The 23131-nt window shown below is 52.9% G+C and carries 21 protein-coding genes; 12 read left to right on the forward strand and 9 right to left on the reverse strand.

What is annotated here, in order from left to right; translation table 11 throughout:
• Positions 1 to 123: 123 nt before the first annotated feature.
• The 4 genes from ACQ0PY_RS24110 to ppiC all read left to right on the forward strand — a co-directional run bounded on the left by ACQ0PY_RS24110 (position 124) and on the right by ppiC (position 4187).
• Positions 124 to 1263 carry a sugar diacid recognition domain-containing protein gene (locus ACQ0PY_RS24110; RefSeq protein ID WP_042998784.1) on the forward strand — a complete coding sequence of 380 codons (1140 nt, stop codon included), beginning with the start codon at positions 124 to 126 and terminating at the stop codon, positions 1261 to 1263.
• Positions 1264 to 1382: 119 nt separating this feature from the next.
• A complete protein-coding gene (locus tag ACQ0PY_RS24115; protein WP_042998783.1) occupies positions 1383 to 2651 on the forward strand; it encodes a GntP family permease in 1269 nt (422 codons plus the stop codon).
• Between the two features lie 7 nt (positions 2652 to 2658).
• Positions 2659 to 3804 (forward strand): glycerate kinase, encoded by a 1146-nt coding sequence (locus ACQ0PY_RS24120; protein WP_090050779.1) that lies wholly within the window; start codon positions 2659 to 2661, stop codon positions 3802 to 3804.
• Positions 3805 to 3905: 101 nt separating this feature from the next.
• Positions 3906 to 4187, forward strand: a complete 282-nt coding sequence (gene ppiC, locus ACQ0PY_RS24125; RefSeq protein ID WP_001140251.1) for a peptidylprolyl isomerase PpiC — start codon at positions 3906 to 3908, stop codon at positions 4185 to 4187.
• Positions 4188 to 4309: 122 nt separating this feature from the next.
• Here the strand turns inward: ppiC and ilvC are convergent, their stop codons facing one another.
• Entirely contained in the window at positions 4310 to 5785 is a 1476-nt protein-coding gene (ilvC, locus tag ACQ0PY_RS24130) for a ketol-acid reductoisomerase (RefSeq protein ID WP_044267332.1), read from the reverse strand.
• 158 nt (positions 5786 to 5943) lie between these two features.
• Between ilvC and ilvY the strand changes: the two genes are divergently transcribed.
• From ilvY to ACQ0PY_RS24165, 7 genes are all read left to right on the forward strand, one after another.
• Positions 5944 to 6846, forward strand: coding sequence for an HTH-type transcriptional activator IlvY (gene ilvY / locus ACQ0PY_RS24135; RefSeq protein ID WP_042998780.1), 903 nt, complete (start codon positions 5944 to 5946; stop codon positions 6844 to 6846).
• Between the two features lie 132 nt (positions 6847 to 6978).
• Positions 6979 to 8172 carry an enoyl-ACP reductase FabV gene (gene fabV, locus ACQ0PY_RS24140; RefSeq protein ID WP_334263204.1) on the forward strand — a complete coding sequence of 398 codons (1194 nt, stop codon included), beginning with the start codon at positions 6979 to 6981 and terminating at the stop codon, positions 8170 to 8172.
• A gap of 728 nt (positions 8173 to 8900) precedes the next feature.
• A complete protein-coding gene (locus ACQ0PY_RS24145; protein ID WP_109739680.1) occupies positions 8901 to 10190 on the forward strand; it encodes a glycosyltransferase family 2 protein in 1290 nt (429 codons plus the stop codon).
• Positions 10187 to 10876: a methyltransferase domain-containing protein gene (locus ACQ0PY_RS24150; RefSeq protein ID WP_109739681.1), complete on the forward strand. Its 690-nt coding sequence runs from the start codon at positions 10187 to 10189 to the stop codon at positions 10874 to 10876. Before ACQ0PY_RS24145 ends, ACQ0PY_RS24150 begins: the two co-directional genes overlap by 4 nt.
• Positions 10873 to 11265 (forward strand): GtrA family protein, encoded by a 393-nt coding sequence (locus ACQ0PY_RS24155; protein ID WP_109739682.1) that lies wholly within the window; start codon positions 10873 to 10875, stop codon positions 11263 to 11265. Before ACQ0PY_RS24150 ends, ACQ0PY_RS24155 begins: the two co-directional genes overlap by 4 nt.
• Before the next feature lie 95 nt (positions 11266 to 11360).
• Positions 11361 to 12515, forward strand: coding sequence for a glycosyltransferase family 4 protein (locus ACQ0PY_RS24160; RefSeq protein ID WP_109739683.1), 1155 nt, complete (start codon positions 11361 to 11363; stop codon positions 12513 to 12515).
• The gene (locus ACQ0PY_RS24165) at positions 12496 to 14217 is read left to right on the forward strand and encodes a DUF7055 domain-containing protein (protein ID WP_044267341.1); all 1722 of its coding nucleotides are present in this window, start codon (positions 12496 to 12498) and stop codon (positions 14215 to 14217) included. Before ACQ0PY_RS24160 ends, ACQ0PY_RS24165 begins: the two co-directional genes overlap by 20 nt.
• 54 nt (positions 14218 to 14271) lie before the next feature.
• Here the strand turns inward: ACQ0PY_RS24165 and ilvA are convergent, their stop codons facing one another.
• From ilvA to ilvL, 7 genes are all read right to left on the reverse strand, one after another.
• Positions 14272 to 15816 (reverse strand): threonine ammonia-lyase, biosynthetic, encoded by a 1545-nt coding sequence (gene ilvA, locus ACQ0PY_RS24170; RefSeq protein ID WP_043001785.1) that lies wholly within the window; start codon positions 15814 to 15816, stop codon positions 14272 to 14274.
• Positions 15817 to 15818: 2 nt separating this feature from the next.
• Complete coding sequence (gene ilvD / locus ACQ0PY_RS24175) at positions 15819 to 17669, reverse strand: dihydroxy-acid dehydratase (RefSeq protein WP_090050777.1); 1851 nt, start codon at positions 17667 to 17669, stop codon at positions 15819 to 15821.
• Between the two features lie 61 nt (positions 17670 to 17730).
• Positions 17731 to 18660 (reverse strand): branched-chain-amino-acid transaminase, encoded by a 930-nt coding sequence (ilvE, locus tag ACQ0PY_RS24180; RefSeq protein WP_042998773.1) that lies wholly within the window; start codon positions 18658 to 18660, stop codon positions 17731 to 17733.
• Positions 18661 to 18678: 18 nt separating this feature from the next.
• Entirely contained in the window at positions 18679 to 18942 is a 264-nt protein-coding gene (gene ilvM, locus ACQ0PY_RS24185) for an acetolactate synthase 2 small subunit (RefSeq protein WP_042326055.1), read from the reverse strand.
• Complete coding sequence (gene ilvG, locus ACQ0PY_RS24190) at positions 18939 to 20585, reverse strand: acetolactate synthase 2 catalytic subunit (RefSeq protein ID WP_109739684.1); 1647 nt, start codon at positions 20583 to 20585, stop codon at positions 18939 to 18941. Before ilvG ends, ilvM begins: the two co-directional genes overlap by 4 nt.
• A 2-nt stretch (positions 20586 to 20587) precedes the next feature.
• Positions 20588 to 20638 (reverse strand): peptide IlvX, encoded by a 51-nt coding sequence (gene ilvX / locus ACQ0PY_RS24195; protein WP_193762813.1) that lies wholly within the window; start codon positions 20636 to 20638, stop codon positions 20588 to 20590.
• A gap of 86 nt (positions 20639 to 20724) precedes the next feature.
• Positions 20725 to 20823, reverse strand: coding sequence for an ilv operon leader peptide (gene ilvL / locus ACQ0PY_RS24200; protein WP_001311244.1), 99 nt, complete (start codon positions 20821 to 20823; stop codon positions 20725 to 20727).
• A gap of 352 nt (positions 20824 to 21175) precedes the next feature.
• On the opposite strand from ilvL, the gene ACQ0PY_RS24205 reads away from it, so the two are divergent.
• Entirely contained in the window at positions 21176 to 22696 is a 1521-nt protein-coding gene (locus ACQ0PY_RS24205) for a YifB family Mg chelatase-like AAA ATPase (RefSeq protein WP_109739685.1), read from the forward strand.
• A gap of 24 nt (positions 22697 to 22720) precedes the next feature.
• Here the strand turns inward: ACQ0PY_RS24205 and maoP are convergent, their stop codons facing one another.
• Positions 22721 to 23059, reverse strand: a complete 339-nt coding sequence (maoP, locus tag ACQ0PY_RS24210; RefSeq protein ID WP_042326051.1) for a macrodomain Ori organization protein MaoP — start codon at positions 23057 to 23059, stop codon at positions 22721 to 22723.
• Between the last annotated feature and the right edge of the window lie 72 nt (positions 23060 to 23131).

Here is a 23131-nt window from a genome sequence, read left to right on the forward strand (position 1 = left end):
CGACAAAAAAGAAGACCGTTCATCCCACTTTCTTTGTTTATTCAACCGAAACATTTCTGAACCAAATACGCTAATAAATCAGGTGCTGCCACGTACTGCACCTCCTCTTATGCTGAGCATACAATGAATAAGATCCAGGCCACTTACTACCTACAAGACTCAACCGCTCGCCAGATAGTCCAACGCACGATGGGGATTATCCCCTATTCGGTTAACGTCATGAACGAGCACGGCATGATCATTGCCTCAGGTGAGGCGTCCCGTTTACATCAGCGCCATGAAGGTGCGGTGCTGGCGTTAACTGAAAACCGGATTGTTGAAATCGATTCGGCGACGGCTGACAAACTCAAAGGTGTGAAGCCCGGTATTAATTTGCCAATAAATTTTCGCGATCAGCTTATCGGCGTACTGGGTATCACCGGAGAGCCGGGTGAGGTGAAGGCTTATGCGCAACTCGTCAAGATGGCGTCGGAACTCATCATTGAACAAATGGCGTTACTTGAACAAAAACAGTGGGATAAACGCTACCGCGAAGAGCTAATCAACCAGCTTATTTTACGCGACCCGCCTCCGTCATCGTTAAGCGCCGTGGTCTCATGGTTAGGCGTTAATCTCCAGCTGCCGCGCGTGGTGCTTATCATGGAATTGCAGCAGCCGGATCGCGATGCGCTACGTACGCTGATGGATTATTTTGAATACAGCGCCCGCGACCATCTGGTGACATTTTCCGACTTTAACGAGCTGATTATCCTCAAACCCGTCACCCTGAAAAATGGGACTCTCAATAAATCGCTGGAGCAGCACGAGCTACAGAAATTTAAGCATTACGCACAGTCCTGCGGCTTTTCACGTCTCATCGTCGGCGGCTATTTTGCGGGAGAAAATGGCCTGCGACGCTCCTATCAGACGGCGAAATCAACCCAGGCAATGGTGAAAAGGCTGAAGCTTAAGCATCAGTTTATCTTTCACGATGACTACGCGCTGGCCTCATTGCTGGGGGGACTTTCCGGCACCTGGCAAGCGGAAGAGTTATCAAAAATATGGTGCGAGTTGGTTACTCAGGACAGCAAAGGCGTCATGCAAAAAACATTGGAGCACTATTTCGAACATAATTGTGATCTTTCGCAAACTGCCACCAGTCTGCATATTCACGTAAACACCCTGCGCTATCGACTGCAACGCGTTGAAGAGATAACGGGAATAAAAATCAACAACTTGAAACAACTCCTTTGGTTGTACATTGGCATGGAGCTGCAACGGTAGTCTGTATTTTCCTCCAAATTTACATCCTGTCAGACGCGTATTTTTTAGCGGATCCTCACAAGGCTATTCCCGGCGGCTTCTCCATACTGCCTCAGTCAATTTTATGGAGAACGCAGAAGATGGTTTCAATATCCGCAACAGGCGCCATCATCGCACTCGTGGTGGCGATCGTCTTAATATTACGCAAAGTCTCTCCCGCGTACGGCATGATGGTGGGTGCGCTGGTCGGTGGTCTCGTCGGCGGGGCAGACCTGGTCCAGACCGTCACGCTGATGGTCACGGGTGCGCAGGGCATCACCAATGCCGTACTGCGCATTCTCGCTGCAGGCGTACTGGCTGGTGTGCTGATCGAATCCGGCGCCGCGAACACAATCGCGGAAACGGTAGTGAAAAAAGTGGGCGAAAGTCGTGCCCTGCTTGCCTTAGCCATTGCCACTATGATTCTGACGGCCGTTGGCGTTTTTATCGATGTCGCGGTGATTACCGTCGCGCCGATTGCGCTTTCGATCGCCAGACGCGCCGGGCTATCAAAACTCGCCATTTTGCTGGCGATGATTGGCGGTGGCAAAGCGGGTAACGTCATGTCACCGAATCCCAATGCCATTGCCGCTTCGGATTCATTCCATGTCCCGCTCACATCCGTCATGATGGGGGGGATTATTCCCGGATTGTTCGGCCTGGCAATCGCCTATTTTCTGGCGAAGCGTCTGAGCCAAAAAGGCTCGATGGTCACGACGGAAGAGATCATTTCTCAGGACACGCACGGCACACAACCCGGATTTCTGGCGGCCATCAGCGCCCCCCTTGTTGCCATTATTCTGTTAGCGCTGCGTCCTGTGGCGGGCATTGCTATCGATCCGCTCATTGCTCTGCCAGTGGGAGGATTAGTCGGCGCAATCCTGATGGGCCGATTTAAACAAAGTAACGCCTTTATGATGTCCGGGCTGACGCGCATGGCACCTGTCGCCATTATGCTGCTCGGTACCGGCACGCTGGCTGGCATCATTGCCAACTCAGCGTTAAAAGAGGTCCTGATCGACGGATTAACCTCTTCCGGTCTCCCTTCTTATCTCCTGGCCCCCATCTCTGGCGCAATTATGTCGATGGCAACTGCGTCGACAACGGCCGGAACCGCCGTTGCAGCAGGCGTGTTCAGTCAAACGCTGCTGGGACTTGGCGTCTCTGCGCTTGCCGGTGCAGTCATGATTCATGCCGGGGCGACGGTTCTGGATCATCTCCCTCACGGCAGTTTCTTCCACGCCACTGGCGGTAGCGTCAGTATGCAAATCCATGAACGCTTAAAACTTCTGCCTTATGAAACCCTTGTTGGTTTCGTCATCGCATTGATTTCGACACTGCTGTTTGGTGTCTTCGGACTCGCCGGGTAAGCACACAATGAAAATAGTTATCGCACCAGATTCATTTAAAGAAAGTTTGTCTGCCATGCAGGTGGCGACGGCTATCGAACAGGGGTTTCGCGAAATATATCCCGATGCCCAGTATGTCAAACTCCCTATGGCGGACGGCGGCGAAGGCACCGTTGAGTCGATGGTGGAGGCCACTGAGGGCCATTACCACTTTATCGATGTCACAGGCCCTCTGGGAACACCGGTCCAGGCACGCTGGGGAATACTGGGTGACGGGAAGACGGCGGTGATCGAAATGGCTGCGGCGTCAGGTCTCCACCATGTGCCGCCAGAGCATCGTAACCCACTGCTGACCACCAGCTATGGAACGGGCGAGCTCATCCTTGCCGCACTCGATCGGGGCGTTGAGCACATTATTCTTGGCATTGGCGGCAGCGCGACGAATGACGGAGGCGCGGGCATGCTACAGGCGCTGGGCATCGACCTCCTGGATGAAAAAGGAGACGCGCTTCCCGAAGGCGGCGGTGCGCTCAGTAAACTGGCAACAATCGACACTTCCCACGCCGACCCGCGTCTAAAGACGGTCTCCATCACCGTGGCCTGCGACGTCAACAATCCGCTGTGCGGTCCGACGGGGGCCTCTGCCATTTTCGGCCCACAAAAGGGGGCGACGGAAGCGATGGTTGCAGCGTTAGACGGTGCGCTGGCGGTTTATGGCAAGCGACTACAGGAGTTTACCGGTCGGGATGTAATGAATGCGCCGGGCGCTGGCGCAGCAGGCGGAATGGGAGCCGCATTACTCGGTCTACTGGGCGCTGATTTAAAACCCGGTGTGGAGATTGTGATTAACGCGCTGCAACTGGAGCGCCTGGTAGCCGATGCCAGTCTGGTGATCACCGGAGAAGGTCGCCTCGACAGCCAGAGCATCTGCGGCAAAACGCCGATTGGCGTTGCCCGCTGCGCCAAACGCTATCAAAAACCAGTTATTGCGCTTGCCGGCGGTTTGACCCAGGATCATCAGATTGTTCATGAGCATGGGCTGGATGCCGTTTTCTCTGTGTTGACGCGCATCGCCACGCTACCGGAAGCCTTAGAGGACGCGGAATACAATCTGCGCATTTCGGCACGTAATATTGCCAGCGTCTGGAAGCTGTCGCAGCAGCAAATTCACTAATCCTATATCCAGGCCAGTCACCAACCGCTGGCCTGGATATTCTTTCCCTCTCCCCACATGCTAAAATCGCCCCCTTCATTTCCCCGACTCAAGGCACGATCATGGCAAAAACCGCAGCAGCACTGCATATCCTTGTTAAAGAAGAGAAACTGGCACTGGATCTTCTGGAGCAGATTAAAAACGGCGCCGACTTCGGCAAACTGGCGAAGAAACATTCCATCTGCCCGTCAGGCAAACGAGGCGGTGACTTAGGCGAATTCCGCCAGGGCCAGATGGTTCCGGCGTTCGATAAAGTGGTCTTTTCCTGCCCGGTGCTGGAACCGACCGGCCCGCTGCACACCCAGTTCGGCTACCACATCATCAAAGTGCTGTACCGTAACTAAGCAAAAGCCCAGAGCGTTCAGACTCTGGGCTTTTTTTGCCGGATGGCACGATGCTTATCCGGCCTTCGGCTTTGCACTTTTGTAGGTCGGGTCAGGCGTAGCCGCCACCCGACAATGTCGGTTTAACCCGCAACGGCAATGCGCTTCATATCCGTCATATAGCCGCGCAGTTTCTGGCCGACTTTCTCGATAGCATGGCTGCGAATCGCGTCATTTACATCGCGCAACTGAGCGTTATCCACTGCGCCTTCAGCAATCGCTTTACCCAGGTCGCCGGTCTGCAGCGTGGTCATGAACTCTTTCAGCAGCGGTACGCAGGCATAAGAGAACAGGTAGTTACCGTATTCTGCGGTATCAGAGATCACCACGTTCATTTCGTACAGACGCTTACGCGCAATGGTGTTGGCGATCAGCGGCAGCTCGTGCAGAGATTCGTAGTACGCAGACTCTTCGATGATGCCGGAATCCACCATGGTTTCAAACGCCAGCTCAACACCTGCTTTCACCATCGCGATCATCAGTACGCCTTTATCGAAGTACTCCTGCTCACCGATTTTGCCTTCATACTGCGGCGCGGTTTCGAACGCGGTTTTACCAGTCTCTTCACGCCATGTCAGCAGTTTCTTATCGTCGTTAGCCCAGTCAGCCATCATGCCGGAAGAGAACTCACCGGAGATGATGTCGTCCATGTGTTTCTGGAACAGCGGCGCCATAATTTCTTTCAGCTGTTCGGACAGCGCGTAAGCACGCAGTTTTGCCGGATTGGACAGACGGTCCATCATCAGCGTGATACCGCCCTGCTTCAGCGCTTCAGTAATCGTTTCCCAGCCGAACTGAATCAGTTTCTCGGCATATGCCGGGTCAGTCCCTTCTTCCACCAGCTTATCGAAGCACAGCAGAGAACCAGCCTGCAGCATACCGCACAGAATGGTCTGCTCGCCCATCAGGTCGGATTTCACTTCCGCCACGAAGGAAGATTCCAGCACGCCCGCACGGTGACCGCCGGTCGCTGCAGCCCAGGCTTTAGCAATCGCCATGCCTTCGCCTTTCGGATCGTTTTCCGGGTGAACCGCAATCAGCGTCGGCACACCGAAACCACGTTTGTATTCTTCACGCACTTCAGTACCCGGACACTTCGGTGCCACCATCACTACGGTGATGTCTTTACGGATTTGCTCGCCCACTTCAACGATGTTGAAGCCGTGAGAGTAACCCAGCGCCGCGCCGTCTTTCATCAGCGGTTGTACGGAACGCACTACGTCAGAGTGTTGTTTGTCTGGCGTCAGGTTAACCACCAAATCCGCCTGCGGGATCAGCTCTTCATACGTGCCGACTTTGAAGCCGTTTTCAGTCGCTTTACGCCAGGATGCGCGCTTCTCAGCAATCGCCTCTTTACGCAGGGCGTAGGAGATATCCAGACCGGAATCACGCATGTTCAGGCCCTGGTTCAGGCCCTGCGCGCCACAGCCGACAATGACCACTTTTTTACCCTGAAGGTAGCTCGCGCCATCGGCGAACTCATCGCGGCCCATAAAGCGACATTTACCCAGCTGTGCCAGCTGCTGGCGCAGGTTCAGTGTATTAAAGTAGTTAGCCATGGTGGTGTACTCCGTGATGTTGTGTTGTGGTGCTTATTATTCGGTTCGCTGTTCAGCGAGAATGACTCCACAGTACAACAGGAAATTTATTGCGGAAATTGATATATTCACAACGTCACATTGCAATAACTGCAACGTAAAAATTAAGAGGTTCGCCGGTGGATTTACGCGATCTGAAAATGTTCCTGCATCTGGCGGAAAGCCGCCACTTTGGCCGCAGCGCGCGGGCGATGCACGTCAGTCCTTCTACGCTGTCACGGCAGATCCAGCGCCTTGAGGAAGACCTCGGGCAGCCGTTGTTTGTCCGCGATAATCGCACAGTCACGCTGACCGAAGCGGGTGAAGAGCTGCGAACGTTTGCCCAGCAGACGCTGTTGCAGTATCAGCAACTGCGTCACACCCTCGATCAGCAAGGTCCGTCGCTATCGGGCGAACTGCATATTTTCTGCTCGGTGACCGCCGCCTACAGCCATCTGCCGCCAATCCTCGATCGCTTTCGCGCTGAGCATCCCTCAGTAGAAATTAAACTCACTACCGGCGACGCCGCCGATGCCATGGAAAAGGTGGTGACCGGCGAAGCGGATCTGGCGATTGCCGGTAAGCCTGAAACGCTGCCGGGCGCGGTGGCGTTTTCGATGCTGGAAAATCTGGCGGTGGTACTCATTGCCCCGGCCCTGCCCTGCCCGGTACGCAATCAGGTTTCGGTGGAGAAACCCGACTGGTCTACGGTGCCATTCATCATGGCCGATCAGGGGCCTGTGCGCCGCCGCATTGAACTGTGGTTTCGTCGCCATAAAATCAGCAACCCGCAGATTTACGCCACCGTGGGGGGGCACGAAGCGATGGTGTCGATGGTCGCACTCGGCTGTGGCGTGGCGCTACTGCCCGAAGTGGTGCTGGAAAACAGCCCCGAACCGGTGCGCAATCGCGTCATGATTTTAGAGCGTAGCGACGAGAAAACTCCGTTCGAACTGGGCGTCTGCGCGCCGAAAAAACGGCTGCATGAGCCGCTTATTGATGCGTTCTGGAAAATTGTGCTGGAGCGCAAAATTGCCGAGTAGTATCAGCGTCAGGTCTAAAATCAGAGGTAGATTCAGTTTTGCGGAATCTTTTCTGTATAATGACCCGCCATAATACACAGACGGTGTCATTGCCCCTATGACAGCGAAACACAAACTAAATTAGCCATCATTATGATAATCAAGCCAAAAATCCGTGGATTCATCTGTACAACGACCCATCCGACTGGCTGTAAAGTCAATGTGGAAAAGCAGATCGAGTACGTTAAACAAAACGGGAAAATCGAAAACGGTCCTTCCCGCGTGCTGGTCATCGGTGCTTCAACCGGCTATGGACTGGCATCAAGAATCTCCGCAGCGTTTGGCAGCGGAGCCGCCACTATCGGCGTATTTTTCGAAAAACCGGGTACCGAATCTAAACCAGGTTCAGCAGGCTGGTATAACGCCGCGGCTTTCGATGAAGCTGCAAAGCGGGAAGGTCTGTATTCCAAAAGCATTAACGGTGATGCGTTCTCCGACGAATGTCGTGATGAAGTCATCAAGCTCATCAAAGAAGACCTGGGTCAAATTGATTTAGTCGTTTATTCACTCGCTTCCCCGGTTCGTAAAATGCCGAAAACGGGTGAAGTTGTCCGTTCGGCGCTGAAACCTATTGGTGAGGTTTACACCTCTAAAGCGATTGATACCAATAAGGATCAGATCACGACGGCCAGCATTGAGCCCGCAACGGAAGAAGAAGTTCAGAACACCGTGACCGTAATGGGCGGAGAAGACTGGGAGCTGTGGATAGATGCCCTGCGCCAGGCCAATGTGCTGGCCGACGGCGTGAAAACCGTTGCTTACTCTTACATCGGTACCGACCTGACGTGGCCAATCTATTGGCATGGCGCGCTGGGCAAAGCGAAAGAAGACCTTGACCGTGCGGCAGGTGCGCTGCGTAATCAACTGTCTTCAATCAATGGCACAGCCAACGTTGCGGTCCTGAAATCGGTAGTCACACAGGCTTCTTCAGCCATTCCAGTAATGCCGCTGTATATCTCTATGGTCTTCAAACTGATGAAAGAACAAGGGATTCATGAAGGATGCATTGAGCAGATTAACCGTCTGATGACCACCAGCCTGTACGGTGACAAGGCTGCGCTTGATGACCACCAGCGTATCCGCATGGATGACTGGGAACTGCGTGAAGATATTCAGCAGGCATGCCGCGATCTGTGGCCGCTGATCACCACCGAAAACCTGGCGCAAGAAACCGATTATGCAGGCTACAAGCTGGAATTTCTCAATCTGTTCGGTTTTGGCCTCGACGAAGTCGATTACGAGGTTGATGTGAACCCCGAAGTCGAATTTGATGTGGTGACTCTGTAATTTGCTGATGTAAGAGCAAAAACAGACGTCTGATCAAGTCCTGGCTGAAAAGTCAGGACTTTAACTAATCAGAGCAGTGCCGCCCTGCGCAAAGAATATTCCCTACCGCAATATTAGAAACCCTCCCCCTTATTAAGCCGTTCCCAAAAAACAGAACAAGTAGCCAGTGATGCGTGAGAGACGGCGTTGTGGCGATAACATTGGGTGAAAGGCGTCGGCACTTGCTACACGAAAATATATTTATGGGTAATGCCTGACGCACAGAGTAAATCATCACCTTATAGATATTAATAAATAACGAATAAACTGTTACCATTTTTCATGCCATAAACCAGTAGACTTAATAACGACGACTCCTGTACGATGCGATCTGATGTTTGATCTATATAACGCAAATTAAGTTGTGAATTAACTTAACGCATATTATCCACACAGGGTATATTAACTAGCACCCATTCATATTCCAAATCATTCAGAATATGAATTAAATTGAAGTTGCCATTAGATATATAGAGCCTATCCCAATAGGTGTACTTTTACAGTCATGTTGCAACACGGGTGGCACGGCACAAAAGGTTCATAGCCGGAATACGTGAGGAGGACTCGCTTCACACACCTTTCAGGCTGCTCTGATGGTCGTTCAAACGCCTGCCCAGGTTCAGAATGCCAAATGTAATAGCCCATTGGGATAGACTCTTAATCCTGCTCATGGATCGGAGCTTACTATTATGCATTCAACGCATTTTCATCGATTTGGTTATTCAGATAATTTATTAACTCACGCCAACTATATTTCTCGACAGGTTGCCTTCTCCCCAGTTGAGATACCGGCGGCAGAGCCCGCGCCCCTGGTTTCGGCAATCATTCCATGCCTGAATGAAGAACTTACGCTTGCTATCTGTATTAAGAAAGTAACAGAAGCGTTTACTCGCCTGGGTATTCAAGGTGAAATTATCATCGGTGATAATGGCTCAACAGACCAATCCGTTGAAATTGCAAAATCACTGGGTGCCCGAGTTATTCATCAGTCCGTCAAAGGTTATGGCGCAGCAATAAGCGCGGCTGCCAGTGCGGCAAAAGGTAAATATCTCATTATGGCTGATGCCGATGACTCCTATGACTGGAGCCAGCTAGATATTTTCGTCGATGCACTGGAAAGCGGTGCAGACTTTGTTATGGGTAATCGATTTGCTGGAGGAATTGAACCAGGGGCAATGCCTCCTCTGCATCGCTATCTGGGAAATCCACTGCTTTCCGGCATAGCCAGGCTGCTTTACCACTCACCCATTCGCGATTTCCACTGTGGGATGCGGGCCTTTACCCGCGAAGCATTTCAAAAAATGGCCACTCGTTCTACCGGTATGGAATTTGCCTCTGAAATGATCATTAACGCGCACCGCGCAGGACTCATCATTCATGAAGTGCCTATCAAGCTCTATCCGGACAAACGCAACCGTCCTCCTCATTTACGTTCATTTCGTGACGGCTGGAGACATCTGCGTCTTCTCATCGCTCATGCCCCGGACAGGCTCTATTTGATCCCTGGCTTTACGCTACTACTGCTCGGAGCTATCGGCCTTGCGCTGCTTGCCGCAGGCCCCATAGAAATCAACGGTTACTATTTTGGTATCCATTTCGTTGCCCTGGCGACAATGTCGACGCTTATTGGTCTTATCGCGGTCCTGTTAGGCGTGTTAGCGAAGGTCGCCATCGCCATTAACCACCCGATTGCGGAAAGCCGGGTTATCCCCTGGCTCATGCGCTCGCATCCTCTCGAGTGGCTGGTATTCAGCGGATCTGTGCTTGCCATAGCCGGTTTTTTTGCCGACCTCCTCCTTGCTTTTCACTGGATATTTACCCGTGGCTCAATGGAACAGTCGGTACACATTGTTTTTGCCATCAGCACAGCCTGCATCGCTGGAGTGCTGATGGTCCTGGCCGGATTCGTACTACAGCTCCTGCTGGACAGCCTGAACCGGCATGATTCAGATACCTCACCGCAAGGACCCGGAGTATGAAAAGAAACAGGGCCACCCCTCGAATTTGGCACACTGACTGGTTGTTGTTACGTGCACTGGCGAGACGATTACGCGAGCAAGCAGAACGTCACATTCAGCCAAATACCTTCATGATCGACTTTGGCTGCGGCGATTCCCCCTATGCTGAAATGATGCGTCAGTTGAATATTAACTATTGTGGTGCCGATCTTGATGACAGCGGTACACTCAAAATTGACCCACAAGGACGTATCCCTTTAGCTGATGGTACCGCAGGAGCCATACTTTCCGTCCAGGTACTGGAACACGTCAGAGATCTTGATGCGTATTGCGCTGAAATTCGGCGTTTGTTAAATGATGATGGTCTCTTGTTACTCTCCACGCACGGAACCTGGCTCTATCATCCTCATCCGGAAGATCACCGCCGCTGGACCCGCACCGGTCTCATATCCGATCTTACCGATCGCGGGTTTGTGGTTGAAGAAGTCGACGCTCTGGTTGGCCCATTGGCTACAACCACCATTATTCGCCTGACAGGTTTTGCGTTTTTCATCCGTCGGCTCCCCCTCATCGGCGGCATTCTAGCCTCAAGTCTAGCCGTCATGATGAATCTGCGCGCCATGTTCGAAGATTATGTCACGCCGGCGCAAGTACGGCATGACAACGCCTGCGTATTTTTACTTCGTGCCCGGAAAGCACCCCGATGAAAATTCGCACCTCTTTTACTTATCTCTGCATTTCTGGCTGCTGTTTCCTGGGACATAATGCCATCATGATCGTGGCGGATAGTTTATGCGTTGCACTCTGGTTAGCGATCCTGTTGTCTTTCGCCATCATCGCTACCGTCGGTTATATCCTGCACAGCTTATTCACGTTTAAACAGCCGCTTTCATTTGCTGGCTTTGGCCGTTATACCATCAGCATGTTGCTGAATATCCCTCTTGCCTTTGTCAGCACCTGGATTTGGTATCACTGGCTGGAATTGCCGATGACCATCGCTGCGCCGCTTGCTTCGCTCTGCATGCTCGTGCTGAATTTTCTCCTTAGCCGTTGGGCTATCAGCACGTCAGGTCGCAGTAAAGCCATACAAATATGATTAACGTTCCCCTGAACCCGCACTATCAACAGAAGACGGTATCACACCATCTCGTGGTTTATCCCCATTCGATGCGTCTGGTGAGGGTCTAGCCAGTGAATATCTTGACGATCAGCCATTTCTACGAGGCACACGGCGGGGGTATTGAACGCGTTGCCGGGCATTTGTGCCGCCAGTTCGCACACCTGGGAGCGACACCGTATTGGGCAGCCAGCGCCAGCGATACGTTACCTACCGGTAATCTCAACATTATCGCGTTACGCTGCGTCGATCCGTTGGAGAAACTCACCGGTCTGCCAATGCCGTTACCTGGCCCTACAGCCATTTGCGCACTTAGCGACGCCGTACGGCGTAGCGACGCGGTGGTGATTCACGATGCGCTCTATGCCACATCAATCCTTGGTATGATGATGGCCAAACTCCACGCGAAGCCCGTCATTCTGATTCAACATATTGCCGCCATTCCTTTCAGATCACCCGTACTGCGTCTGCTTATGCGGCTGGCTAATTTGGTCGTAACACGCCCGATGTTATGGGCCGCCGATGCCAGGGTATTTATTAGCGATACTGTCCGCCACGACCTGCTTGGGACCCCTGCGCGTTATCCGTATAAATTGCTGTTTAACGGGGTTGATAGCACCATTTTCTATCCCCCCGTGACTTCAGTATCCAGTCAAACTCCGCTGGCAAGATACAACCTCCCGCCTTGTGCCCGGCGCATACTATTCGTGGGTCGTTATGTTGAAAAGAAAGGGTTGTCGATACTGCGCGCTCTGGCAATAACCAGACCGGAATGCCAGTTTTTACTGGCCGGAAACGGCCCACTTCGCCCCGCAGAATGGGGATTGAGCAACGTTTACGATCTTGGCGTTCAGGCCCCCCGCGCACTGGCAGAGCTTTATCGCTGTGCGGATGTTCTTCTGTTACCGGCCGTCGGAGAAGGCTATCCCCTTGTTATCCAGGAGGCAATGGCTTGTGGATTACCCGTCATTTGCGGTAGCCCGGCTCACAGAGCCGATCCCGTAGCGGCAAGCTGGATACATGGTGTGAACATAGACCTCAACGAGCCACAACGTTCGGCACAGCTCTGCTCTGTCGCAATAGATAACTGCGCGCTCTCCCTCCACGAACGTGAAGCCATGATTTGTTATGCCAGAGAACATTATAGCTGGCGAAAAATGGCGCAGGAAATCATGGAGTTGGTGCTAAATGGAGATGGAGATAAAGCCAATGGCAAAGCCAGAAGATAATAAAATGGATACCTCCGGCACGCTTTTTATTGGCGCCTGCCCGCGCAGGTTAACGCTCCTCCTTGGTGTGAGTATTGCCATTAAAGTTACGCTTATTTTCGTTTTTGCCTGGCATATTCTCTTGATCATGGATGAGTTTGCCCAACTTGGCTACGCCAAGTATTTTGCTAATGGACTATTCGACACAATTCACCCCCCTAAAGCAGTAGGGTTTGCGGTGTTTTATAAACTGGCTCACCTGATTGGCTGGGATGCGGTTTCGATCATTCTCGTCGCGCGGATGCAGACGGCACTTCTCGCTTGTGGAACCCTGCTGCTGATCTATGCCTGCGCGCGTGCGCTGGGCGAGCAGCGCTTACGGGCGCTTTTTATTATTCTCGTTTTGCTCTGTTTTACGAATTTTATGGAGCGTATCTTCCGCACCCGTTCAGAGCCCCTGGCGCTGTTTTTCGCCCTGGCCGCCGTTCTGGTAATTCTGCGCGGCCATACGCTCAACGCAAGAAAGATTTTTATCGCCGGTATCCTGAGCGGACTGGCGTTTTTAGTTACCCAAAAATCAGCGTTCTTCAATCTGGCGCTTGGGCTTGGATTAGTGATTGACGCTACGCTGCGCAAACATTTCATCGATGCTATCGTTCGCGGCTTTTACTTAACCGCCGGTTGGTTACTTCCTGCAATTGCCTATTGCTTTATATTTGGCGGCAGCGACCCGTTACGTATCGCTGAAGGTTTGATCTTCGGTCCGGTAGAAGTGGCGATATACAGCAGCGAAGCCTATAACGGGATTCGTGTATATGTCTTGCAAACCCTTTTAGACAATACGCTTCTCTATCTGCTCTGTTTTAGCGGCATGATAATGGCATTAAAGCGCTGGAAAACCTTGAATGAAAAAACGCGCATCGCCCTGATTTTTTCATTCGTCATTACCACGTTAGTTTTCACTCATAACCAGCCCTGGCCCTATGTGTTTATTATGGCGCTACCGTTTATATCGCTCTGGTCCCTCATCCCGCTAGATAGCCTTCTCGCCCAAAACCGCAGGCCAGCCACGAGATTATTTATCCTGGCGGTGACAACAGTAACCCTGGTTTCAAGCTACTGTCTCAATCTCAGCTACCTGAAAATTAACAATGTGCAACAACTTGAACTGGTTACCAGAGCAGAAGCACTGCTCAAACCTGACGAAAAGTATTTTGATGGTATAGGGATGCTGCCCAACAGGCTGGAGCCGACGACGCTATGGCTCGATGCCTGGTATGTTTTAAAGACACGGCGAGAAGGTAAACATTCCGAAGCCTGGCAAGTGCTGACTCAGTCCCCCCCGAAAGTCATTATATGGTCCTACCGGTTGAGTAATATCTATTCTGCTATCGCAGAAGCCATCGACAACAGCTACGTCAAGGTCGCGCCAAATATAAGATTGGCGGGGCGACAACTACACATTGGCCGTCAGGAGGAATTTAACGTACCGCTGTCCGGAAGATATCAGTTGTACAGTGAAACCGGCACCCCCATATCAGCACAAATAAACGTGGAAGGGATCACACTCGCCCCGCCGGTTACTTTGTCGGCAGGCGCTAAAACTATCACCTTACTTAATGGTCCGGAGAAGGCGCTATTGTTGCCGGAAGGAAATTATGATGGGTTGTTCAAAGACGGAGATGATAACAATAAACTGTTTGCCCATACGTATTACCGTTGAGCTTACAAAAAAACAGGAGATAACCCGGCCAGGTCATCTCCTGTTAAGCCGCGGTTAGCCTGCAAGAAAAAAGCGGAATGCCGGGTTATGCGTTTCGTCGTGACACTCATAGCCCAGTTCTTGCAAACGCGTTTCGAAATCCGGTTCGTGATCGCCCAGTTCAAACGCGGCCAGTACGCGGCCATAGTCCGTGCCGTGGCTGCGGTAATGGAACAACGAGATATTCCAGTGGGTCCCCAGCGTATGCAAGAACTTGAGCAGCGCGCCGGGTGATTCCGGAAATTCGAAGCTGAATAAACGTTCCTGTAGCGGTTTCGATGGACGACCGCCAACCATGTAGCGTACGTGCAGCTTCGCCATTTCGTCGTCAGAGAGGTCAACCACGCTGTAGCCACCGTCGCGCAACAGATTCAGGATCTCTGTGCGTTCTTCCATCCCCCTGCTCAACCGGACACCGACGAAAATGCAGGCGTTCTTATCATCGGCAAAGCGATAGTTAAATTCAGTGACTGAGCGACCACCCAGCAGTTGGCAAAACTTCAGGAAGCTGCCTTTTTCTTCCGGAATGGTCACTGCCAGCAGCGCCTCACGCTGTTCGCCCAGCTCGCAACGCTCGGAAACGTAGCGCAGACCGTGGAAATTGACGTTAGCGCCGGAAAGGATATGCGCCAGACGTTCGCCGCGGATATTGTGCTGAGCGACGTACTTTTTCATTCCCGCCAGCGCCAGCGCGCCGGAAGGCTCTGCGACTGCGCGAACATCTTCGAACAGGTCTTTCATCGCCGCACATATCGCGTCGCTATCCACGGTGATGATGTCGTCGAGATATTCCTGACACAGACGGAAGGTTTCATCGCCAATGCGTTTTACCGCGACACCTTCGGCGAACAGGCCAACGCGTGGGAGATCGACCGGATGGCCCGCATCCAGCGCCGCTTTCAGACAGGCGGAGTCTTCCGCCTCCACCGCAATCACTTTGATTTGCGGCATCAATTGCTTAATCAGTACCGCCACGCCCGCCGCCAGACCGCCGCCGCCGACCGGTACAAATACACGATCAAGATGCGCATCCTGCTGCAGCAGTTCCAGCGCCAGCGTCCCCTGACCGGCAATCACCATCGGATGATCGAATGGCGGAACCCAGGTAAAACCCTGTTGCTGCGACAGTTCAATCGCTTTCGCTTTCGCTTCATCAAAGTTTGCGCCATGCAGCAGCACTTCGCCGCCAAACCCGCGAACGGCATCGACTTTGATATCGGCCGTCGCAACAGGCATCACGATCAGCGCCTTCACGCCCAGACGAGCGGAGGAAAACGCCACGCCCTGGGCATGGTTGCCTGCAGAAGCGGTGATCACCCCGTGAGCTTTTTGCGCCTCGGTCAGCCCTGCCATCATCGCGTAAGCGCCTCGAAGCTTGAAGCTGTGAACGGGCTGCCGGTCTTCGCGCTTCACGAGGATCACGTTATCAAGGCGCGATGAGAGCTTTTCCATTTTTTGTAGCGGCGTTACCTGCGCCGCTTCGTATACCGGTGCGCGGAGCACCGCACGCAGATATTCAGCCCCTTCCGGGGCTGCTGACAGAGGTTGTGATTCGGCCATCATCAGCCTCCCAGTTTCGATTTATCGCGGACCGCGCCTTTATCGGCGCTGGTCGCCAGGCTGGCATAGGCGCGCAGCGCAAACGACACCTGACGCTGACGATCTTTCGGAGTCCACGCTTTGTCGCCGCGTGCTTCCTGTGCTTCACGACGCGCAGCAATTTCCGCATCGCTCAGTTGCAGTTGAATGCCACGGTTTGGAATATCGATAGCAATCATGTCACCGTCTTCAATGATCGCGATATTGCCGCCGCTGGCCGCTTCCGGTGAAACGTGACCAATGGAGAGGCCAGAGGTGCCTCCAGAGAAACGACCGTCGGTAACCAGTGCGCACGCTTTGCCGAGGCCCATCGACTTGAGGAAGGTGGTCGGGTAAAGCATTTCCTGCATCCCCGGTCCGCCTTTCGGCCCTTCGTAGCGGATCACGACCACATCGCCTGCCACCACTTTGCCGCCGAGGATCGCGTCAACCGCCTCATCCTGGCTTTCATACACTTTGGCCGGGCCAGTGAACTTCAGAATACTGTCATCCACGCCGGCGGTTTTGACGATGCAGCCATTTTCCGCGAAGTTTCCGTAAAGTACCGCCAGACCACCATCTTTGCTGTAGGCATGTTCCAGCGAACGGATACAACCTTCAGCGCGATCGTCATCCAGCGAGTCCCAGCGGCAATCCTGCGAGAACGCTTCTGTAGTACGAATACCCGCAGGGCCTGCGCGGAACATCTGCTTCACGGCGTCATCTTGCGTCACCGTGATGTCATACTGCTCAAGGGTTTGCGGCAACGTCAGCCCCAGCACGTTCTTCACGTCCCGGTTCAACAGGCCCGCACGATCCAGCTCGCCCAGAATCCCCAGCACCCCGCCCGCACGGTGAACATCTTCCATATGGTATTTCTGCGTACTCGGCGCCACTTTGCACAGCTGCGGCACTTTACGGGAAAGTTTGTCGATATCACTCATTGTGAAATCGATCTCCGCTTCCTGCGCCGCCGCCAGTAAGTGCAGAACGGTATTGGTGGAACCGCCCATCGCGATATCCAGCGTCATGGCGTTCTCAAACGCTGCCTTGCTGGCTATGCTGCGCGGCAGCGCGGAGGCGTCATCCTGCTCGTAGTAACGTTTAGTCAGCTCAACAATGCGTTTACCGGCATTGAGGAACAACTGTTTACGGTCGGCGTGAGTCGCCAACAGCGAACCGTTACCCGGCTGTGACAGGCCCAACGCTTCGGTCAGACAGTTCATCGAGTTCGCGGTAAACATCCCGGAACAGGAGCCACAGGTCGGACAGGCGGAACGTTCAACCTGATTACTCTGATCGTCAGAGACTTTCGGGTCCGCGCCCTGGATCATGGCATCGACCAGATCGAGCTTGATGATTTTATCAGACAGCTTGGTTTTCCCGGCTTCCATCGGACCGCCGGAAACGAAGATCACCGGAATGTTCAGACGCAGGGAAGCCATCAGCATCCCTGGGGTGATTTTGTCGCAGTTGGAGATACAGACCATTGCATCGGCACAATGGGCATTCACCATGTACTCCACCGAATCTGCGATCAGCTCGCGCGACGGCAGTGAATAAAGCATGCCCCCATGACCCATAGCGATACCATCATCCACGGCAATGGTATTGAACTCTTTCGCCACGCCGCCGGACGCTTCAATCTGTTCAGCGACCAGTTTACCGAGATCGCGCAGGTGCACGTGTCCTGGCACAAACTGGGTGAATGAGTTCACGACGGCAATGATCGGTTTGCCAAAATCGGCATCCGTCATTCCGGTTGCGCGCCACAGCGCGCGGGCTCCTGCCATATTGCGGCCATGAGTGGTGGTAGCGGAACGGTACTTAGGCATGCGTTATTTACTCCTGGTGTCTGTAAAACGGGACGGTGCGTGCCGTCCCATTTATCTTTAATTATGAATTTACCTGATCCAACCAGCCCCATTTGTCCTCGGTTTCGCCGGTGAACAGGCCGAAGAACGCTTGCTGGATGCGTTTGGTGACTGGACCACAGCGGCCTTCGCCCACCTGAATGCCGTCAACGCTGCGAACCGGGGTGATTTCCGCCGCGGTACCAGACATGAAGACTTCATCCGCCAGATACAGGGATTCGCGGGACAGAACCTGCTCGCGCACTTCAATACCCAGTTCTTTCGCCAGTTTAATGATGGCGTCACGGGTGATCCCCGGCAACGCGGAAGAGGTAAACGGCGGGGTAAACAGCACACCGTCTTTCACTTCAAACAGGTTTTCACCAGCGCCTTCGGAGATGTAACCATTCACATCCAGCGCAATACCTTCCTGATAGCCATGACGACGTGCTTCGCTACCCACCAGAAGTGACGAAAGGTAGTTACCGCCCGCTTTTGCGGCGGTCGGGATAGTGTTAGGTGCGGCACGGTTCCACGAGGAAACCATTGCATCGATCCCTTGTTCCAGCGCTTCAGCGCCCAGGTACGCGCCCCACGGGAACGCAGCGATAATGACGTCGGTGGTGTATCCCGGAGGCGGGTTCACGCCCATGCCTACATCGCCAACAAACACCAGCGGGCGAATATAAGCGCTGGTCAGGTTGTTTTTACGGATCACCTCACGGCAGGCTTCCATCAACTCATCCACGCTCTGAGAGACCGGGAAACGATAAATTTTGGCTGAGTCATGCAGGCGTTGCATATGTTCACGATGACGGAACACCACCGGGCCTTTGTGCGAGTCATAGCAACGGATGCCTTCAAAGACAGACGTACCGTAGTGCAGCGCGTGGGACATCACGTGAACTTTCGCGTCTTCCCAACGAACCATCTCGCCATTGAACCAAATGTAATCAGCTTTTTTCGTCGTCATTTCTTCTTCCTGTCACGCTTACGCGCGGATTTGTTGTGATGTTGTTGTGCTCTGGCAGATGGCAACATGTGCCACATCCACCAGCTTACTTAACTGACTAAACAGTAAGTCGACCGACCGTGGACTGGCAACGGTCAATTCGATATTTATATTCTGCGCGTCACGGGCGGCTTCCATATTCATGGCACATACCTGAAAACCACGGTGGCGTACCACACGTAAAACACGTTCCAGCGTTTCCGGGTTAAAGCGAGCCTCTACGGCGACCTGATGTTGCATCATGATAATTTCTCCAGCATTTCAGCGTTGCTGGCGCCAGGCGGCACCAGTGGCCAGACATTCTCAAGTTCGTCGATTGAGACATGAAGCAGGTATGGCCCGTCGCTGTTCAGCAGGGTATCGAGCGCCGCTTCAACCTGGTCTTTTCGGGTGATGTGTTGGCCAGGGATGCCGAAGGCGCTGGCTAACGTGAGGAAATCGGGGTTATCGGTTAAGGTGGTTTCGCTATATCGTTCCTGGAAAAACAGCTGCTGCCATTGTCGAACCATACCTAACCGTTGGTTATCCAGTAAAACTATCTTCAACGGTAACTGCTTACGTTTTACGGTGCCCAGCTCCTGAACATTCATCATGAAGGAGCCGTCACCGGAGATACAGATAACGGTGTCGTCCGGTCGCGCAACCTGCGCCCCAACGGCAGCCGGTAAACCAAAGCCCATCGTGCCTAAGCCGCTGGAGGTGATGAAATTCTCCGGGCGACTGTAGGTCATATGTTGTGCAGACCACATCTGATGCTGACCGACATCCGTCGTTACAACACAGTTGGCAGGCTTACGCTCCGACAGCTGTTTCAGCAGCAGCGGCGCGTAGATGGCCTCCCCTGGATGATCGTAGCGCCAGGTGTGGTCAGTACGCAGTTCCGCATTACGCTGACGCCATTCATCGATGTCGACCGGTTGTTGCAGCGCAGGCAGCAGCGCATTCAAATCGCCCTGCAAGGTGACATGCGCCCGGCGCAGTTTGTTCAGTTCAGCCGGATCGATATCCATGTGGATAACACTGGCATGGGGCGCGAAAGTATCCAGTTTGCCGGTCACCCGGTCATCAAAACGTGCACCTACGGCAATCAACAAATCACATTCCTGCACGGCAAAATTCGCGGCTTTGGTGCCATGCATGCCCAGCATCCCCAGATAGTAGGGATAATCCGCCTCAACAGCCCCCAGCCCTTTCAGCGTGCAGGTCACCGGCATTTGCGTTACCGCAATAAATTCACGCAGCGCCGGAACCGCCTGCGCCATCCCTACGCCTCCTCCCACATACAGCATCGGTTTTTGCGCCTGAGCCAGCATGTTACGCGCCTGCTCTACGTCAGCCTGAGGGAAAACAGTCGCGTTTTCGACGGTCGTGAAATACGGTTCCAGCGCCCCGCTGGCTAACTGGATATCTTTCGGGATATCAACCAGAACCGGACCCGGACGACCCGAGTTAGCGACCTCAAACGCCTCCGCCATGATGCGTGGCAGCTCTTCCAGTGACTGCACCAGGAAACTGTGCTTGGTGCAGGCCAACGACAACCCCAGTACGTCCACTTCCTGAAACGCATCAGTGCCGATGAACGGCGCAGCAACCTGTCCGGTGATCGCGACAACAGGGACCGAATCTAACAGCGCATCTGCAAGTCCGGTGATCAGGTTGGTTGCCCCCGGACCAGAAGTAGCGATGCAGACCCCCGTTTTACCGGTGGAACGGGCATAGCCAATGGCTGCGATCGCGGCCCCCTGTTCGTGTCGGCACAGCAGGTGTTCCACGCCACCGTCGTACAACGCATCGTAGACCGGCATAATTGCGCCACCGGGATAGCCGAATACGGTGTCGACCCCCTGTGCACGCAACGCATGTACCACCCACTGTGCTCCATTCATAGTTAGTTCCCCGTCATAAATCTGAAGAAACAGAATTTTATGCTGTTATTCATTTTCTGCTCCTCTGTTGTGTTTTTAAGGTCAAAAAAAACCCCCGGACCTTTCGGTGCGGGGGTCTTAGTTCGTTAAGGCTTGATTTTTAAGCCTTTCCTCGTCCAAGTGCAGCCCCGCACGGTGGGATAATAATCACCACCACGCTAATCACGACCAGGCTAATCACTCGTAGAAGGGCTGTCATTTTTGTCTTTTCTGGCATCTTGTTCGAAGGAATGCCTAAAGAGTTACCATAGATTTCGCCAATAGCACAAGATTTTTTTCTTTTCATTTTTCTGACTCAGCTAACGGATTAAAGAAAAGTCCTTGTTTTATATACAAAAACCAGGAATTGAAAAAAAATCACTATCTGGACGGAAGTAAACCCCTTTTTCATAACGTCGCAGGAGAGGAAAACGGATTGCGAGCGCCCTTCCAGAAAAAGAGAAGACGTAATCTAATTGCATTAAAAGTGCGGAATCTTCTGCGAATAAACATTATTTAGCAGTGATCTTGCACAGAGGAAATTAGACATAATAGTGGCATCTGGAGGGACTATGTCACTGTCAATTGTTCATACACGCGCTGCGCTGGGTGTCAATGCACCGGCGATTACTATCGAAGTGCATATCAGCAACGGTTTACCCGGTTTAACACTGGTGGGGTTACCAGAAACGACCGTCAAAGAGGCGCGCGACCGGGTACGCAGCGCGATCATTAATAGCGGATATGACTTTCCCGCAAAGAAAATCACCATCAATCTCGCCCCTGCCGATCTTCCCAAAGAGGGCGGGAGATATGATTTACCTATTGCTGTGGCGCTTCTGGTTGCCTCTGAGCAGCTTACAACCCATAAACTCGACCAATATGAGTTAGTGGGTGAATTAGCGCTTACAGGTGCGTTACGCGGCGTTCCCGGCGCCATATCCAGCGCAACCGAGGCGATACGGGTGGGAAGGGGCATTATCGTGGCAAAAGAGAACGAAGACGAAGTCGGGCTGATTGAGGGTGAAGGATGTCTGGTTGCCGATCATCTACAAGCTGTCTGTGCCTTCCTGGAAGGAAAACATGACCTTAGCCATCCTGTTGTTAACAACGACACTATCAGTGTGTCATCAGATGATCTCAGCGATATTATTGGTCAGGAGCAAGGGAAGCGCAGCCTTGAGATCACCGCCGCAGGTGGCCACAATCTACTATTAGTTGGCCCACCGGGTACGGGGAAAACGATGCTTGCCAGCCGTCTTAATGGCCTGTTGCCGGCATTAAGTAACGAAGAAGCCCTGGAAAGCGCCGCTATCCTCAGTCTGGTTAACTCGACCAGCGTGCAAAAATTATGGAAACAACGACCTTTTCGCTCACCACACCACAGCGCATCCCTGACCGCCATGGTTGGTGGCGGAACTATCCCCGCACCAGGCGAAATTTCTTTGGCACACAACGGCATACTGTTTCTTGATGAGCTGCCTGAGTTTGAACGACGCACATTAGATGCTCTACGTGAACCGATAGAGTCTGGTCAGATCCACCTTTCGCGTACGCGCGCTAAGATCACCTATCCTGCGCGCTTTCAATTGGTAGCGGCAATGAATCCCAGTCCCACCGGTCATTATCAGGGCAACCATAACCGCAATACGCCTGAACAGACATTACGCTATCTCAGTCGGCTATCGGGCCCCTTTCTGGACCGCTTTGATCTTTCTCTTGAGATCCCTCTCCCACCGCCAGGCATACTCAGCCAGCCCGGTGTAAAGGGAGAAAACAGCTTTACGGTTAAACATCGGGTCATTGCTGCGCGGGAACGTCAGCATAAACGCCAGGGCAAATTGAATGCGCACTTGCAAAACAAGGAGATACGTGAACACTGCCCATTAGCAGATGAAGACGCGCAGTGGCTTGAAGAGACCCTCATCCATCTTGGATTGTCTATACGCGCCTGGCAGCGGTTATTAAAGGTATCGAGGACTATTGCCGATCTCGCGCAAGCCGAACACATTTCACGAAGACACTTGCAGGAAGCGGTCAGTTACCGGGCGATAGATCGACTGCTTGCTCACCTGCAGAAACAACTGACATAAAAAAAGGGCCTTCGCCCTTTTTTATTAGTCATCAGACTCTGTGTAGTCCTCAGCACCTTCCATCTGCGGTTTACCGCCGGACAGGGTATGGAAACGTTTTGGACGCTTGATACGCGTCATATATTTGGACCAGACGCGTTCCGCTTCGGTCACTGGCTCACGTTCACCACGACATACCGCAACAAAGAGCTTCTCTTCTTCGGTAACCGGCTCGCGTTTTCCGAGATCCAGCTCGTTGAAGGCATAACCGTGACGTTCAAGCAGTTGCGCCTCTTTGATGGTGAAATCACCATGACGAGAGAATCCGCGTGGATAATATTTGTTGTCGAAATATCGATTAGTCGTCGTAAAGCTTTCCGCCATCCTGCACGCTCCTAATTCTTTGGCCGATCTATTTATGGCGCGGAGTATTAGTTACGCTTGACAGAGTGTAAA

The sequence above is a fragment of the Citrobacter sp. LST-B2 genome (assembly GCF_057983045.1).